Below are 14,062 nucleotides of genomic sequence, written 5' to 3' on the forward strand. Positions count from 1 at the left end.
GGGTCCACCAGGGCTCCGCCCTGGACAGCGAGCGGTCGGGGCTCCGCCCCTCCCTCCGCTCCCGCTCCGCGTGAGCGGACGCGGTTCACTCCGTTCACCGGCCCGCTCCGCGAACCCGCCAACCGCAGTGAAGCCGGGGCGCCTTCGGCCCCCCAGGGGCCGGCCTCCGGCCGACCCGTGGCCTCCGCTCCGCTCCAGCCACCGCCCGCGCTCCGCACGGGCCTAGACCAGGCAGGCAGTAGACCAGCCATCAGGCCGGACGGGGGTGAGGTGCAAGCGGCGGCAAGGGGAGAGGGGGTGACGGGCCCTCGGGGAAGGAGCGGGAATACGGGGGCCCGCCTTACAGAGGAGAGGGGCGGATTGAGGGGCCGTCAGGAGCCTTGCCTGGCTTCAATAAGGCCAGACTAACAGCTTCACGCCACGTTAGGAGGGATCTCGACAATCCGTGTGCGTCTTTTTGAGTGTGGAGATAGACTCTGGACTCAGAGCGCACTGACTCGGAGGGCTTCGAAAGCTTATTGAGATCCGTTGTACGGCCTCGCTGATGCTCCGGCGAGTCAAGTCAACCAGGCACCGTGTCAGTCCAATCGTAACCCCTCGCACCCAATCTACGTGCAGGTTTCCCGTTCTTCGCCGCTCGGATCAATCGGACGGCACCCAGGAGGAGGCAGGCGGATATGTCGACCACAAGCCGAACTGATCACCGCGAGACCACCCAGCGAGAAGCCATTGATGCGGTCCTGACTGCCCTCGAATTGCCTGCAAGATCATTTCTGCCCGAACGAGGGCTTCGAACGCAAGTGATCATGGCGACCGGGTCCGGGAAGACCCGGGTCGCGGTCCGCAGCGCGGAGGAGCTCCACGCGGGCCGTGTGCTGGTGCTCGTGCCCTCGCTGGACCTGCTCGCCCAGACCGAGGCCGCGTGGCGCGAGGGCGGCCGCCGGGGCCCGATGATCGGGGTGTCCTCGCTGCGGGGTGAGGAGGTGTCCTTCCCCAACACCACGGACGTGGACGAGCTGGTGGAGTGGACGCGGGGCCTGGAGAAGGTCACCGTCTACGCCACGTACGCCTCCCTCGGCCTGGGCACGCTGGAGCGGGCGCACGCCGGGGGCTTGGCGGCTTGGGACCTCATCGTCGTGGACGAGGCCCACCGCGTTTCGGGCCGGATCGGGAAGCCCTGGGCGGTCGTCCACGACAACACCCGCATCCCCTCGCTGCGCCGGCTGTACATGACGGCCACGCCCCGGCTGTGGCAGCTCGGGGACGAGGACGAGGCCGGCTCGCCGGGCGAGCTGGTCGCGAGCATGGACGACGACCCGGACGGCCCGTTCGGCAGCAGGTGCTTCACCTTGTCGCTCTCGGAGGCCATCGACCGGGGCATCTGTGCCCCCTACCAGGTCGTCTGCGTGGACGTGACCGACACGACGCTCCAGCTCCTGGGCGCGGAGAGCAGCTCGGCCGAGGTCCGCGGAGCGCGGCTCGCCGCTCTGCAGACCGCGCTGGTGAAGGCGTCGGCGGAGGAGGGCTTCCGCAGGACGCTGGTCTTCCACCATGTGGTGAAGGAGGCGGAGGCGTTCGCGGCCGGCCTTCCCGACGTCGCCGAGCAGCTGCACGCCAGCGACCGCGAGCTGTACCCGGCCACGATCTGGGCGGACTGGCTGTGCGGTGAGCACAAGCCGCTCCACCGCCGCCGGGTCCTCGCCGAGTTCGCCAAGGGGATCGCCACGGACGGCACCGTCGTGGAGAAGGGCTACCTCGGCTCCGTGAAGGTGCTGGGCGAGGGCGTCGACACCAAGAACTGCGACTCCGTCTACTGGGCGGATGTCCGCGGCTCCATGCCCGACCTCGTCCAGGCCGTGGGCCGAGCCCTGCGAATGCAGCCCGACGAGGGCAAGGTCGCCTCACTGGTAGTGCCGATCCTGCTCGGCCCCGGCGAGACGGCGGACAACATGCTCACCAGCCGGGCGTACGGCGGGCTCGCCAAGCTCCTCGAAGCGCTCCGGGCCCACGACGCGCGCGTCGTGGAGACCCTCGCGGAGCAGCAGGCCCCGAGCCGCTACAAGCCCGTCAGCGAGGACGGCAGCGGCAAGAGCGGCAACGGGACCGGCAACGGTTCCGAGGGCGTCAGCGCGCCCGCCAAGGCCCTGCTGAAGTTCTCCACGCCCCGCGACCCGGCCGCGCTCGCCGCATTCATCAACCTGCGTGTCCTCAACCCGGAACACGAGCACTGGCGGCGCGGGGTCGAGGCCGCCGTCATCTACGCCCGCGCCCACGGCGACCTGCGCGTCCCGTTCACGTTCCGCGTCCCGGCCGCCGAGGACGCGGAGAAGGCGGGGTGGCCGGCCTCGCTGGCGAACTTCCCCCTCGGGCAGTGGACCGCCGACGCCCGCCGCTTCTACAGCCGCGGCGACATGGACCAGGAGCGCGTCGCCCAGCTGGAGAAGCTCGGGATGGTCTGGTCCCACTTCGACGTCGCCTGGGCAGAGGGCTTGTCGGCCGCGCGCGGGTGGGCCGCCGAGCACGGGCACCTCCTGGCGCCGCTGGACGCCGCCTACCAGGGCGCACCCGTGGGGATCTGGCTGAAGAACGCCCGGGTCGCTGCGCGGAAGGCACAGGACATCGAGCAGCGGCGGGCGGAGGGGCTGCCGGTGGAGTCGTCGGCCGGGGCGATGACGCGGGAGCGGCGCGAGCAACTCGAGGAAATCGACCCGTCCTGGTGCCCGGCGTGGCCGGTGACGTGGCAGCGCTGCTTCCACCTCATCCGCCAGCACCTGGATACCGCCCAGGCGCTGCCCACCGCGGCGGGCGAGGTCGTGCGCCAGGGGGAGGACCTCGGCCGGTGGGTCACCTCGGTCCGGCACGGCTGGGACCAGCTCACCGGGGTCCAGCAGTGGATGTGCGAACAGATCCTCGGCATCGAGCCCGCCAGCGAGGACGAGAAGCCCAAGCCGCGCACCAGCCAGGCAGACAAGTGGGCCATGCACTACGCCGCCGCGGCCCAGTTCTTCGCGCGCGAAGGCCATCTGACGGTGCCGCGCAAGCACGTCGAGACGATCACCCTCGGCGACGGCCAGGCGCAGCGGGACATCACGCTGAAGCTCGGGACGTGGGTCGACAACCAACGCCGCCGGGCCGCCACGCTCAGCCCCGAGCGTATGGAGCAGCTCTCCTCGATCGGAATGCGCTGGGCGTAGTCGAGTGTCAGTAGGTTCCAGGGCTCGCGATCGAGTGGCACGGTGGCGGCTCCGCCGTCTGGACCCCCGCAGTGGTGGGCCAGTCCGGACCACCACTCGGGTCTCAGCGACGGGTGGTGTACATGTGCAGGATGTCGCCCATGGGCTCTTCCGTGCCGTCCGGGTTCTTCTGGATACCGGGGGCTGTGTTGAAGCGCAGCGTGGGCCCGCGCTTGGTGAGCTGGACCCTGTCGAGTGCTGTGGGCCGCTCCGGGTGGCCGACAACGACCTGTTCGCAGCTGTCCGCGAGGTCCTGGTTGCAGCTGATCACTCGGCTGATCTTGACCTCTTCGGCGGATGTTCCTTGGCCGGGAACGAGCACGAGCTGGGCCGTAGGGCTTACCGGGAACCTGATCTCGTGAGCACCCTCCAGGCCGAACCCCCGGTAGGCGTCATCCGAAGTTTCCGGGCGCCAGAGTACGAGGGGTGAGTCGGAGGTGAGGAAGATCGGCTTGCGGCTGGTCTCGAGCCGCCAGCGTCGAGCACGGTACTGCGGGATGCACACCCGGACGGAGCTGAGCGTCGCGGTGACCGCTTCGTCGTGGGTGGGGTCGTTTCCGCCGATCATCGCTCGGATGCCGTGGTAGTAGTCCCACGCACCCTGGGCTTCAGCTGCCCGTGGCGGGCGACCGAGATGCTTGCGTGTGAGGTACTCAGTCATCAGCGCCAGGTCGACCTCCCGACCGTTCGCGTACGCGTACGCGGTGACGTTGCGCCCGAAGAGTGTGCCCGTGCGTTTCCGCGGGGTCCTGGCAAACTGCACAGCCAGGTAGAGGCAGAGGAGCTCGCGGTCGTCGGTGCCGACGGCCGGAGGCATGCCCGTCTCGTCTATTCGGCGCAGGGCGGCTAGCCCCTGTCCTTCCAGGCCGCTGAGCTCGTGCTCGATGGCCGTGGAGGGCATGCCGTTGTCGTCCGTGATCGTGTAGAAGCCGGTCTCGGCTGCGATGTTCTTGACGTTGGCGAGGTGCGTCTTCGGCGGGCACCGGCGCTTCACCCTGACCATGTCGCCTCGCCCGAATCGTGCCAGGTAGCTCTGGGGCACATAGTGATGGAGTTTCGGTGCAGACACGAGACTCAGCGTAAGCGGCCCGGCGGTGAGCAACCTCGGAGTTTTCCGGCTACGTAGACGGCATAGCCACAGGACGTGGTCGCTCACGAGCCGATGCTAACAGTGAACCGGAGGACGTACCGCTGGACGACCGTGAACTCGCGTGAGCCGCGCACCGCCTCAGTCGGTCAACCTCAAGACCACGTCGACGGGCCGCACGAATTCCACGCGGCCCGTCGTTGTGGGCAGTCAGGCGACGACGCCCGCGATGAACACGATGAACGCTCCCACGCCGAAGCAGACGAAGGAGCACTGCACGTAGCGGTGCTTGCGCCAGGCGATCTCGCTCATCTTGATGAGCTGCTGGCTGAGCACCGGCAGGACATCCGTGTGCTGCAGAGCCGTCCCCAGTTCCGTGACCTCGCGGTGCCGGAGGTGCCCGAAGTAGATGAAGTGGTTGGGTGCTTCCGCTTCGAGGTCCTTCGACGAGCGGAGCCGGGGCACGACCACCAGCATGGCCAGGAACCCGCCGACCAGGATGATGACCGTGCCGATCCACAGCGGAACGCGTGCGCCCCAGCCGTGGAGATCGGCGAACAGGCGATCGTCCGCTGACAGCGCGATGATCCCGGCTGTCGCGGCGGATTCGAGCGTGAGGGCGAACGACGCCTTGGCATCGACCCGAGCCGTCCAGTCCCCGAGCGCACCATGGATCCGCCAGGCGGTGTCCACCGCCTCGGAGGGCGCAGTCATACCTTCCACCAGTAGGTGGAGCGGTAGATCGTCATGACCTCGCCGCCGACTTCGTCAGTCTTGGGAACCCACATGTCTTTACCGTTGCTGATCTTGTATTTGGTGTGGAGCATTCCATACACGCCTGAGGTGATGTACGTCCTGTACGTGCCTGGCTCACGGATGTCGCTGAGCTTGGCGGCTACGTTTGGTGCCCGCCCGATCGAGACGAGATCGCTGCGCTTCCGGACGCCTGCGCGAGCGATGAACGCTTTTCCAGATGCGATGCCGACGCACATGCGAGGGCGGTACCCACCCTGCTTCAGGGACGGAAGTTCGGCATCCAGGGCAGGCTCAACGATGTGCGACATCGCATAGCTGATCTGCAGTGCCGCTTTCGCCGCGCTCGAGTTCTTCGAGTCTCCGATGAAGATCCCCATGACACGATCGCCGTCGTAGCTGCGAATCTCGCCGCCTTGCCCCGTGATGATGAGGGACGCTGCACGCAGGGAAGCCCTGATCACCTTGCCAGCAGTCTCCTGGGGGAAGTTCCGCGCGAGCTTCGTCGACCCTAGAAGGTCCGCGTATAGGTAGACGGCATCCAGCCTCACCGCGTCGTTCGTGTAGAGCCTGATGTCGTCCGTCCCCGGCACCACTTGACCGTTGCGGATGGTCCACGCCGTACTCACCAGCTTGTCCACATCAGACCGAATGTCATCCCCCAGCGACATAAGCCCCTCCCTGCCCCTATCTGAACTTTGCGGGGAACGTAGCAGCAGGTACTGACAATCCGCGGACGTTCGCCGACTCTCAGATGTGGGGTAGTCATGGACAGCACGGTGGGCCGGAGGGGCATACCAGTCCGGCCCGCCGTCGTAGGTCGGCCGAAGTCCAGGCCCGCCGACCAGCTCGGCATAGTCCCGGCCAGCCGGCGGACCCGGATCTAAGGCGTCGTGGTCCGTACCGTAGACCCGGCCGCGCAGCAGCTCCTCATCCCTGTCCATGCGTCCCAGCGTCCCAGCCGCCACCGACAGAGAAGGCTTGCCCAGGGTCACCTAAGGCTTGCCCACGCTCTCAGCGGGAGGGCTTGCCCAGGGCGGAAGCGGGAGCGCCAGCCGCGGGCCTTCTCGGCGGTCGCGGCGGCCTCCGCCTCCCCGCGGTCGCGTTCGGCCTGGTCTGCGGCCGCGACGGTCTTGGCCTCGCACGGCTCGCACAGCGTCGGGTGCCACCGGTTGCCCGGCGTCGGGGAGAGGCGGGTGGTCTGCCATCGGTCGTTGTCGAACTTCGTCCCGCAGCTGGCGCAGGCAGGGCGGGCGGCCTCATGCTCGGCTCTCTTCTGCTCGGCCGCGCGGCGCAGCTGCTCCTGGTACTCCTCCTGCTGTGCTCGCGCCCGCCCCGCTTGGCGGGTGAGGACGGCGTCGCGGCGGGGGTTGCCGATCGCGTCGCGCAGGGGCTGCATGTGGGTGCGGCCGAAGCGGAGGAAGACCGGGCTGTTGGGGCCGTGCTCGCGCAGGTTGCGCAGTCCGGTCGCGATGATCGGGATCTTGCGGTCGTAGCTGCTGAACCCGTCGGCCGGCTCGCCCGCCCACAGCGGGTGGGTCAGCTCCTGGAGCCGCGGGAGGGTGCGGTTGGGGTCGCGGGCGCCGATGTGGTTGAAGACGATCAGGACGGGCGGGTGCGGGGCCTCTCCTCGCTCCGTGACGCGGGCCATCCAGCGGGTGCGCCACATCGGCTTGTCCTTGCCGTCGGTGTCCTTGATCTGTCGCTTGAAGAACCTGGAGTACTTGAGCAGCTTTGCCGCGATCTCCTCGGCGGTCTCGTGGCAGTTGTCGACCTCGATGAACAACAGCGGAATCTGGTCCTGCGGGGCGGTGAGCACGATGTCGGCCTGGGCGCCGCCCTTGCCCGGCGCGCCCCAGGTGCCGGTGGCGGGCAGCGGGACCTCGGTCGCGTACGAGGCGATCGTGCCGACACCGGCCGGGGCGTCGACGGCGGCCTGCGCGGCCGCCTTGGCTTCGGCCGGCTCCGCGGTGAGCAGCCGGAGGTCGGGCTTGGGGCGGAGCATCGCGATGACGGTCTCGTTGACGGCCATGGGGTGTGTGGCCCCGCTGGAGCCCGCGCCACGGGCGGTAGAGCCCATCTCCGTCAGCGGGCGCCCGAGCTCGTAGGAGGCGGCTTCCAGGCCCTTGGTGGTCAGGTTGCGCAGCGACTCCCCCGCCCGGCTGGTGCCGCCGTTCTCGGCGAGACCGTGCTTGCGCAGATCGGAAAGTGCACCCGCGTGCGAGGCGGTACGGGCGGTCTTCCGCTCGGAGGCCGTCGCCTTCGTCGTGTGCCGGTAGGTCAGGTGCGGGGAGGCGATCCGCTGGATCTGGTCGGCTGTGGCCACCTTCAACACCCCCAGCACGCGCAACACACCGCCCCGCAAGTCGTTCGAGGACCCCGCCGGATTCGTCAGCCGCTTGCCCGCCATCAGCTCCACCCCTTCGCCATACGCGACCAGCTGCACCGGGCCGCCGTGAGCTGGACCTGGCTGGTCGGGGAGGGCGCCGGGCACCCCTGGAACCCGATGATCTCCTCCCATACGGACAACAAGAGGGGAGAAGAGGGGCGTGACGGCGCGCTTCTCACGCTGATTCGCGTGCTGACCTGCATGTTTGCCGCCCTGCCGGGTGCCAGGCACCCAAGTGGGTACCGAAGGAGGGCCCGAAGTGCCCCCTCAAGGAGTCCACTTCGGCTTGCCCAACCAGTGCGGGGCTTGCCCACGTCCAGCTCGGCGCCCGGCGGGGCCGGCGGCCGCAGGCCGTCTGCCGGGTGGCAGTGGATCGTCGCCATCGTCGTGTCTCCTTCTCGTCATTCACCGCCCCACACCGGGGCCGAGGAGGGAGAGCGTGCAGAGGTAGGGCCTTCACCCTTGATCGTGGACACCGGTTGTTATGCGGCGGTGGCCAGCGTAGTTGATCGCTGTTCGTAGTTGATCGGGCTCTGCTGGCCGAGGGCTGAGTGCCGTCGCCAGGTGTTGTAGCGGGTGACCCAGCGGAAGACCGCGAGGCGGGCGGCGCGGGCTCCGGGCCAGCGTTTCGCGCCCTTGAGAGTCTCCCTTTTCATGCTGGCGTTGAACGACTCCGCGGCGGCGTTGTCCGCGCTGGTGCCGACGGCTCCGCGTGATCGGATCACGCCGAGGTCCTTGCAGACCTGGGCGAACTCCTTGGAGGCGTATTGGGCTCCGTTGTCGCTGTGGAAGATCGCTCCGCGCAGGTTCCCGCCCCGCGCGCCGGCAGCGGCCTTGAGGGCGTCGGTGAGCAGTTCGGTCCGCATGTGGTCGGCGATCGACCAGCCCACCAGACGCTTGGAGTGCAGGTCCAACACCGTTGCAAGATAGAGGAATTGGCCGTCACCGACCGGGAGATAGGTTATGTCGCCGACGTACTTCTTGTTCGGCGCGGAGGCGGTGAAGTCCCGCTGGATCAGGTCCGGCACCGGGACGGCATCGGCCGAGGGGACCGTGGTGCGGACCTTCTTGCGCAGGTGCAGCCCGACGATGTCGAACTTCCGCATGACGCGTTCCACCCGCTTGTGATTGACCCGCAGCCCGGCGCTATGGAGCTCGGCGGTGACGCGCGGAGCCCCGTAGGTGCCGTCGGACTCGGTGTGGATCGACGTGATCCGCCCGGCGAGCTCGACGTCCGCACGTGCCCGCCCGGCCCGTGCATCCGAGCCGGCCAGGTGCCGGTAAAACCCGGAACGGGAGAGCCCCAGGATCCGGCACAGCCGCTTCACGCCGAAGGCGTCGTGGTGGTCGGCAACGAACTGGAAACGGCTCACCAGCTGGTCTCGCCCGCAAAATACTTCGCGGCCCTCCGCAGGACCTCGCGTTCCAGCTCGAGCTCCTTCACCTGGGCCCGCAGCCGCTTGTTCTCCTTCTCCAACGCGCTGGCCTCCACCGCGCCGGGCACGGCGGACTGCTCGGCATCCCGCACCCAGGTGCGGAGCGTCTCGTGGTTCACCCCGAGATCCTTGGCCACCGACGCGTACGTCCGCCCCGGGCTGGCCCGGTACAACGCGACGGCATCGGCCCGGAACTCAGGCGAGTACTTCGACGTCCCCAACGGGAACTCCTGTCCTTCGGATCTTCACGATCCAATGATCAGGGTGTCCACGATCAAGGGGTAACGCCCGTCCCGAACCCAGCCGATACCCGGGCCCCGGACCTGCTGGACAGGGACTTCACCGCGCCGGCGCCGGACCAGAAGTGGATCACCGACTTCACCTACGTCCGCACCTACCAGTCGTTCACCTACGTGGCGTTCATCGTGGACTGCTTCTCCCAGAAGATCGTCAGCTGGCACGCCTCCGTCAGGAAAGACGTGGAGCTGGTCGACGTGCCGCTGCGGATGGCGCTGTGGCGCCGCGGCCACGAAGGAAACCCCGTCCCGAGAGGCCAGTTGATCCATCACAGCGATGCCGGGTCGCAATATACGAGCGTGCGATTCACCGAACACCTGCACATTCAGGGCATAAGACCCTCGATCGGCAGCGTCGGGGACGCCTATGACAACGCGCTGATGGAGACGATCAACGGTCTCTACAAGGCTGAGTGCATACGCACCAAGGTCTTCCACGACGGCCCCTGGAGAACCGTCTCCGACGTCGAGTACGCCACCGCGTCGTGGGTGGACTGGTACAACAACCGCCGTCTGCACTCCACTCTGGGCATGATCAGCCCCACCGAGTACGAGGCAGCACACTACGCTGACACACAAGCTGCGGCCGACTGATCACCGGCCAGCAAACCACCGGCAGGAAAGTCGGAACGATTCATTCAGGTGGATTTTCGGATGGTTCGCTGGACAAGGGCGTCTACGAGCCGGGGTGCGTGACGTCGTGCTAGCCACAACGTGGTCGCGCCGCGGCCGGGGAAAGCGTAATGGCGCCCTTGGGCCAGCGCGCGTTCGAGGTCTTTCAGAACGGTACTGGGGTGGCTGCCTCGGGCAGTGCCCACCAGGTGTGGGTTGGTTTTCCGCATGCGCTCGACCATGGGAGTTTCGACCACGGCAGGGCATACGCACACCAGGCGGACGCCCGATGCCCGGGTTTCGGTGGCGAGGACCTCGCTGAAGGCGATGATGGCAGCTTTGGAAGCGCTGTAGGCACCTGACTCTCTGGCGAAGACCCATCCTCCGATGGAGGCGATCAGGGCAATCTCACCCCGCCCTCGTGCGACCATCGCCGGGATGGTGGCCCGTGCCACGTTCACCGTGCCGAAGTAGTTGACGTCCATCACCCGGTGAATGTCGCCGAGCGGCTGGTCTAGGAGGCGGCCAGCGAGCTCAATGCCTGCGCAGTGCACGACACGGTCCAGTGAGCCGAGGAGCTGCTCCGCCTGCCCGACCGCGACGCTGACGCCACCTGGGTCGGTTACGTCGCAGGGGATCGGGGTGATGCGTGGTGAGGCTGCGGCTGTCTCGCGAAGCCCGCGTTCGTCGATGTCCAGCGCCACGACGCCCGTACCCCGTAGAGCGAGGGTCTGGGCAATGTATCGGCCGATGCCGCTCGCTGCGCCGGTCACCAGTGCGGTGGCTGGCTCGCGGTGCGGGGCCCGCCTGAGTCCTGCGCTGTCGGCGCTGTGGCTTTTCGGTGCTCGGTTCACCGATTCATCTCCCGGGAGCGAGGATCCGGCGGAGGATGCCGGGGCTGGCGAGTCGGCGTGGTGAGGCGGTCAGGCCGATCAGCTGTACGACCGCGGTCGCGACGGCAGGGTCTCGGGCAGCTGCCGCCATGGTCCTGCGGAAGCAGGCGCCGAGTAGGCGTGACGTACTGTTTCCCTGGTTGATGCTGTAATCCGCGCAGGCCGCCACCCACCACGACTGGCGCGTCGTGCGGTGGGCCGCCTGGAAGAACCGGGGGGCGAGCGGGCCGGCCTGGCCGAGACAGGCGTCGAGTTCGATGGCCTGGGCCACCGCCATCGCCATCCCGCTGCCGTAGACGGGGTTGATCGAGCAGAGCGCGTCGCCCGTTATCAGAAGGCCGGTGGGAAAGCGGCTCAGCCGGTGGTAGTGGCGGCGGACTCCATTCGGGAAGCGGTGGACTGCGACCTTGTCGAGGGCCTTCGCTCCACGCAGGTGGTGCATTACGTCGTCGGGGGCGATCGAGGCGGCCGCGGCGAGGAACTGCTCCGTGTCTTGGGGCTGGCGCCGACTGGCGTAGCTTTGCAGTGACAGCACCCAGGTACCCGCCTCCTGGGCCACGAAGGTCATGCCCAGCGGCTGTCGTTGGGTGGCTCCGATCACTACGGCCCGGTCGGTGCCAAGGATGTCTGGGGGCAGGGCGAAGTGGAGACTGGCGTAGGTGACCCCCGCTGGGATGCGCTGTTCCGGGGCTCGTTCGTAGCCGAGCTGCTCTAGCCAGGCGCAGCTCCTGGCTCCTCGGCCGGTGGCATCCACCACCAGGTCGGCCGCCAGCTCCCGGCCGGTGGCATCGTCTTGTCTGCAGTGCATCCGCACCCCGCACACCCCGCTCCGCCCAGAGTGGCTGCGGCCGGCCAGGAGGCTCGAAACGTGCGTGCCCTCCAGCAGGGTGACTGCCGGGTGGTGCAGGACGCGGGTTCGGATCCGCTCCTCGAGGAACGGGCGCGAGGCGAGCAGGATGTCGAGCCCGGCGTGGTCCTGACGTAACCGGCGACCGTGAAAGGTCGCGCGGACTTGGCTGCCCGCCTCGGCGGCCACGGCCCCGTCGGCCAGGCATCCGCGCACCATCCCGGGAAACAGTGCGTCGAGCTGCTGCATCCCTGCGAGTGCCAGCAGGCTCACGTGCGGTCCCTGCGGTACGCCGCGGCGTGCCGCGCCGGTGCTTAGCTCGCTTAACCGGTCGCGTTCGACGACCGTCACGCGTGGGAAGTGGCCAGTCAGCACGGCGGCAGTGCAGAGTCCGGCGATGCCCCCGCCCACGACAACGGCGTGGGTACGGCCCGTCATGCTGCCTTCCGGCCGGCGAGGTAGTCCTGTGCCAGGATGATGGCCTTGTCCAGTGAGGCCGAGAAATCTTCGAAGTAACCGATCGTCCCGTCGGGCAGCCTCGTAGGAACCCGGATGCGCGAAGCCTGGGCTGCGCGGGGGATCAGGTGAATGGGCCAGCTGCCCTGGAGCGAGCGCCGGACAAGTCGCACGGCGGCCTCCGAAAAGGGGGCCCTGAAGTCGGCCCAGACGACGGCGTGCTGCCCTTGGCGACGAGCGTCATTGCGCAGGGTCGCCACCTTCCTGGGGACGGATAGGTAGTCCGGTGCGGTAATGCTTCCGTGGTACACGCCCACAATTTGGCTGCTTCCCTTGCCCGTGGGGTCGAGCGGCGCGAGCAGGTCGTTGACCGTCGGCATGAACGTATAGCAGAACAGATTGTCCTGCCGGTAGCGCCAGCGCGGCAGGCGGTGGTTACTGACGGGCGTTCCGTCGACGCGGCGCTGCCCGAGAAACGCGAATCCCAGATGGGGGTGTGCCGGATCGAACGCCTGGAACACTCCGACGAGCGATTCACCAGGTTGCCGCAGGGCCGCCCCGAAATCTACCTCCAGGCACCACACGTCAGCCGCGCCACCGGTGATGGGCGCGTATCCGTGGCAGTCAGGTACCACGTAGTGTCGGGTGGGCGCACCTTGCGCCGTGAGGGCGGCGGCCGCGCTGGAGAACGCCTTCCCCAGAGATTCAGTCGCCTCCTTGTGCCAGTGGGTGGTCATCAGGCTCACTCCCCTCGGCTGGGGCTGTTGAGGGCGACCGCATAGTCGCCCATCTGGTCGTCGAACGTCTTGCGATAGAGCTCTTGGTGAAAGTGGACGAAACGCAGAGCCGGGCCGCCGACGAGGGAAGAGCCGGTCCGGGCCCGTAGTTCGGCGGCGCCCATAGCCAAGGAGCCGAGAGTGCGTTGGTAGAGGCTAGTGACACGGTCGAGGCGGTCTTCGAAGTGAGCGAGACCATCGTGCGCCGGGAGGTGGCGGATGCCATCGAGGCATACGTTGAATTCACCGAAGCCGACGTCCTTCTTCAGTCGCGTCAGCAGCGCCCCCTCAGCCGCCTGCGCTTGCCAAAGGACCTGCTCTAAATCTTCCGCACGCGCTGCGTCGGCCGAGGCGCGCAGCCTGGCGACCAACTGGCGCCGGTCCTGCGGGGCCTGCTCCAGCAGCCGCGTCCCCACGTCGTTGACCAGTCGTACAAGCAGGGCCGCATCGGCCAGGAGGCGCTGAACGCTTCCATCGTCCAGCACCTTGCGGTAGCCGGGCAGGGGGCGAACGACTTCATTGATCAGCCCGGTGTAGTAGGCGATGGTAGACACGACCATGATGCTGTCCGTTCCGATACTTAGCAGGGCCTCCACCTCCGTGGGACGCTCGGTAAGCAGTCGCTGCACGGCCGTGTAGCGGCGTGCGAGCCCGGTGATGAAGAGATCCCAGGTGGCCAGATCGCGTACAACGTCTGCCATGGAGAGCCCGGAGGTGATGTTCGCCAGCAGGCATGGCGCCACCGAAAACTCCAGCGCAGACAGGTCCTCGCCTGGGTGCTCCCGCCCGTAGGCTTCGGCAAGGGCTCGGTGCTCGGCTTCGTTATTGCTGTTGCGGAATGCGGAAATCCCGCGTGCCAGGCTCTCCCACGCGGCGAACGCGGCCTGCGCGAGCCGGCAGTCCGTCGCACTCAGGCTCTCGGCAGCGGCTGGATTGAACGACCGCAGGATCTCCTCGCGCTCCTGCGCTACCGGCCCTACGCGGGAGGCTAGTCCTGGGCCAGCCAGTCCGATGGCCAGATTGTCCGAGACGACCTCGTAGATCTGATGCACACTCATGAACGTGCTGTAAGCGCCCAGCGCGTCCAGCTCGTCCCGGTCGAGGGGCATCCGGTCCAGGAGGGCACCGGTCATACTCACGAGTTCCTCAAGAGCAATCAGCCGGAGCCAACGACGCGACAGAGAGGGGTGATCAAGCAACCATGCGCAGTAGCGACGATACGGGCCCCCAGGTAGCAGGGCCAGGCTGTCCCGGTACGCCTGGACGGTGCCCCGAAAGATAGCG

11 protein-coding genes are annotated in these 14,062 nt (G+C 68.0%); 2 read left to right on the forward strand and 9 right to left on the reverse strand.

Annotated elements, in window-relative coordinates; all coding sequences use genetic code 11:
- Positions 1-677: 677 nt before the first annotated feature.
- Entirely contained in the window at positions 678-3,194 is a 2,517-nt protein-coding gene (locus tag ACWGIF_RS29815) for a Helicase associated domain protein (RefSeq protein WP_453502108.1), read from the forward strand.
- A gap of 103 nt (positions 3,195-3,297) precedes the next feature.
- On the opposite strand, the gene ACWGIF_RS29820 is transcribed toward ACWGIF_RS29815, so the two are convergent.
- From ACWGIF_RS29820 to ACWGIF_RS29840, 5 genes are all read right to left on the reverse strand, one after another.
- Positions 3,298-4,302 carry a DUF4238 domain-containing protein gene (locus ACWGIF_RS29820; RefSeq protein ID WP_453502110.1) on the reverse strand — a complete coding sequence of 335 codons (1,005 nt, stop codon included), beginning with the start codon at positions 4,300-4,302 and terminating at the stop codon, positions 3,298-3,300.
- Between the two features lie 228 nt (positions 4,303-4,530).
- Positions 4,531-5,034, reverse strand: coding sequence for a Pycsar system effector family protein (locus ACWGIF_RS29825; protein WP_453502111.1), 504 nt, complete (start codon positions 5,032-5,034; stop codon positions 4,531-4,533).
- On the reverse strand, positions 5,031-6,017 hold the full coding sequence (locus ACWGIF_RS29830; RefSeq protein WP_453502144.1) for an adenylate/guanylate cyclase domain-containing protein: 987 nt from the start codon (positions 6,015-6,017) through the stop codon (positions 5,031-5,033). The genes ACWGIF_RS29825 and ACWGIF_RS29830 overlap by 4 nt, the downstream gene beginning before the upstream one ends.
- Before the next feature lie 47 nt (positions 6,018-6,064).
- On the reverse strand, positions 6,065-7,519 hold the full coding sequence (locus ACWGIF_RS29835; protein WP_453502113.1) for a replication-relaxation family protein: 1,455 nt from the start codon (positions 7,517-7,519) through the stop codon (positions 6,065-6,067).
- Between the two features lie 425 nt (positions 7,520-7,944).
- Positions 7,945-9,119, reverse strand: a protein-coding gene (locus ACWGIF_RS29840; RefSeq protein ID WP_453502114.1) for an IS3 family transposase whose coding sequence is annotated in 2 segments (ribosomal slippage) — positions 7,945-8,852 and positions 8,852-9,119 — 1,176 coding nt in all. Because the reading frame shifts where the segments join, the coding sequence is not laid out codon by codon here.
- On the opposite strand from ACWGIF_RS29840, the gene ACWGIF_RS29845 reads away from it, so the two are divergent.
- Positions 9,009-9,788 (forward strand): IS3 family transposase, encoded by a 780-nt coding sequence (locus tag ACWGIF_RS29845; RefSeq protein ID WP_453502115.1) that lies wholly within the window; start codon positions 9,009-9,011, stop codon positions 9,786-9,788. The genes ACWGIF_RS29840 and ACWGIF_RS29845 overlap by 111 nt on opposite strands.
- 44 nt (positions 9,789-9,832) lie before the next feature.
- Here the strand turns inward: ACWGIF_RS29845 and ACWGIF_RS29850 are convergent, their stop codons facing one another.
- Genes ACWGIF_RS29850 through ACWGIF_RS29865 form a run of 4 tightly spaced genes read right to left on the reverse strand, consistent with a single transcriptional unit; the run spans position 9,833 to position 13,911 of the window.
- Positions 9,833-10,660, reverse strand: coding sequence for an SDR family NAD(P)-dependent oxidoreductase (locus tag ACWGIF_RS29850; protein WP_453502116.1), 828 nt, complete (start codon positions 10,658-10,660; stop codon positions 9,833-9,835).
- A 4-nt stretch (positions 10,661-10,664) separates the two neighbouring features.
- Positions 10,665-11,984 carry an FAD-dependent oxidoreductase gene (locus ACWGIF_RS29855; RefSeq protein ID WP_453502118.1) on the reverse strand — a complete coding sequence of 440 codons (1,320 nt, stop codon included), beginning with the start codon at positions 11,982-11,984 and terminating at the stop codon, positions 10,665-10,667.
- Positions 11,981-12,739 carry a hypothetical protein gene (locus ACWGIF_RS29860; protein ID WP_453502119.1) on the reverse strand — a complete coding sequence of 253 codons (759 nt, stop codon included), beginning with the start codon at positions 12,737-12,739 and terminating at the stop codon, positions 11,981-11,983. Before ACWGIF_RS29860 ends, ACWGIF_RS29855 begins: the two co-directional genes overlap by 4 nt.
- Before the next feature lie 5 nt (positions 12,740-12,744).
- Positions 12,745-13,911, reverse strand: coding sequence for a hypothetical protein (locus tag ACWGIF_RS29865; protein ID WP_453502120.1), 1,167 nt, complete (start codon positions 13,909-13,911; stop codon positions 12,745-12,747).
- Positions 13,912-14,062: the final 151 nt, after the last annotated feature.

Source organism: Streptomyces sp. NPDC054849, assembly GCF_053610945.1.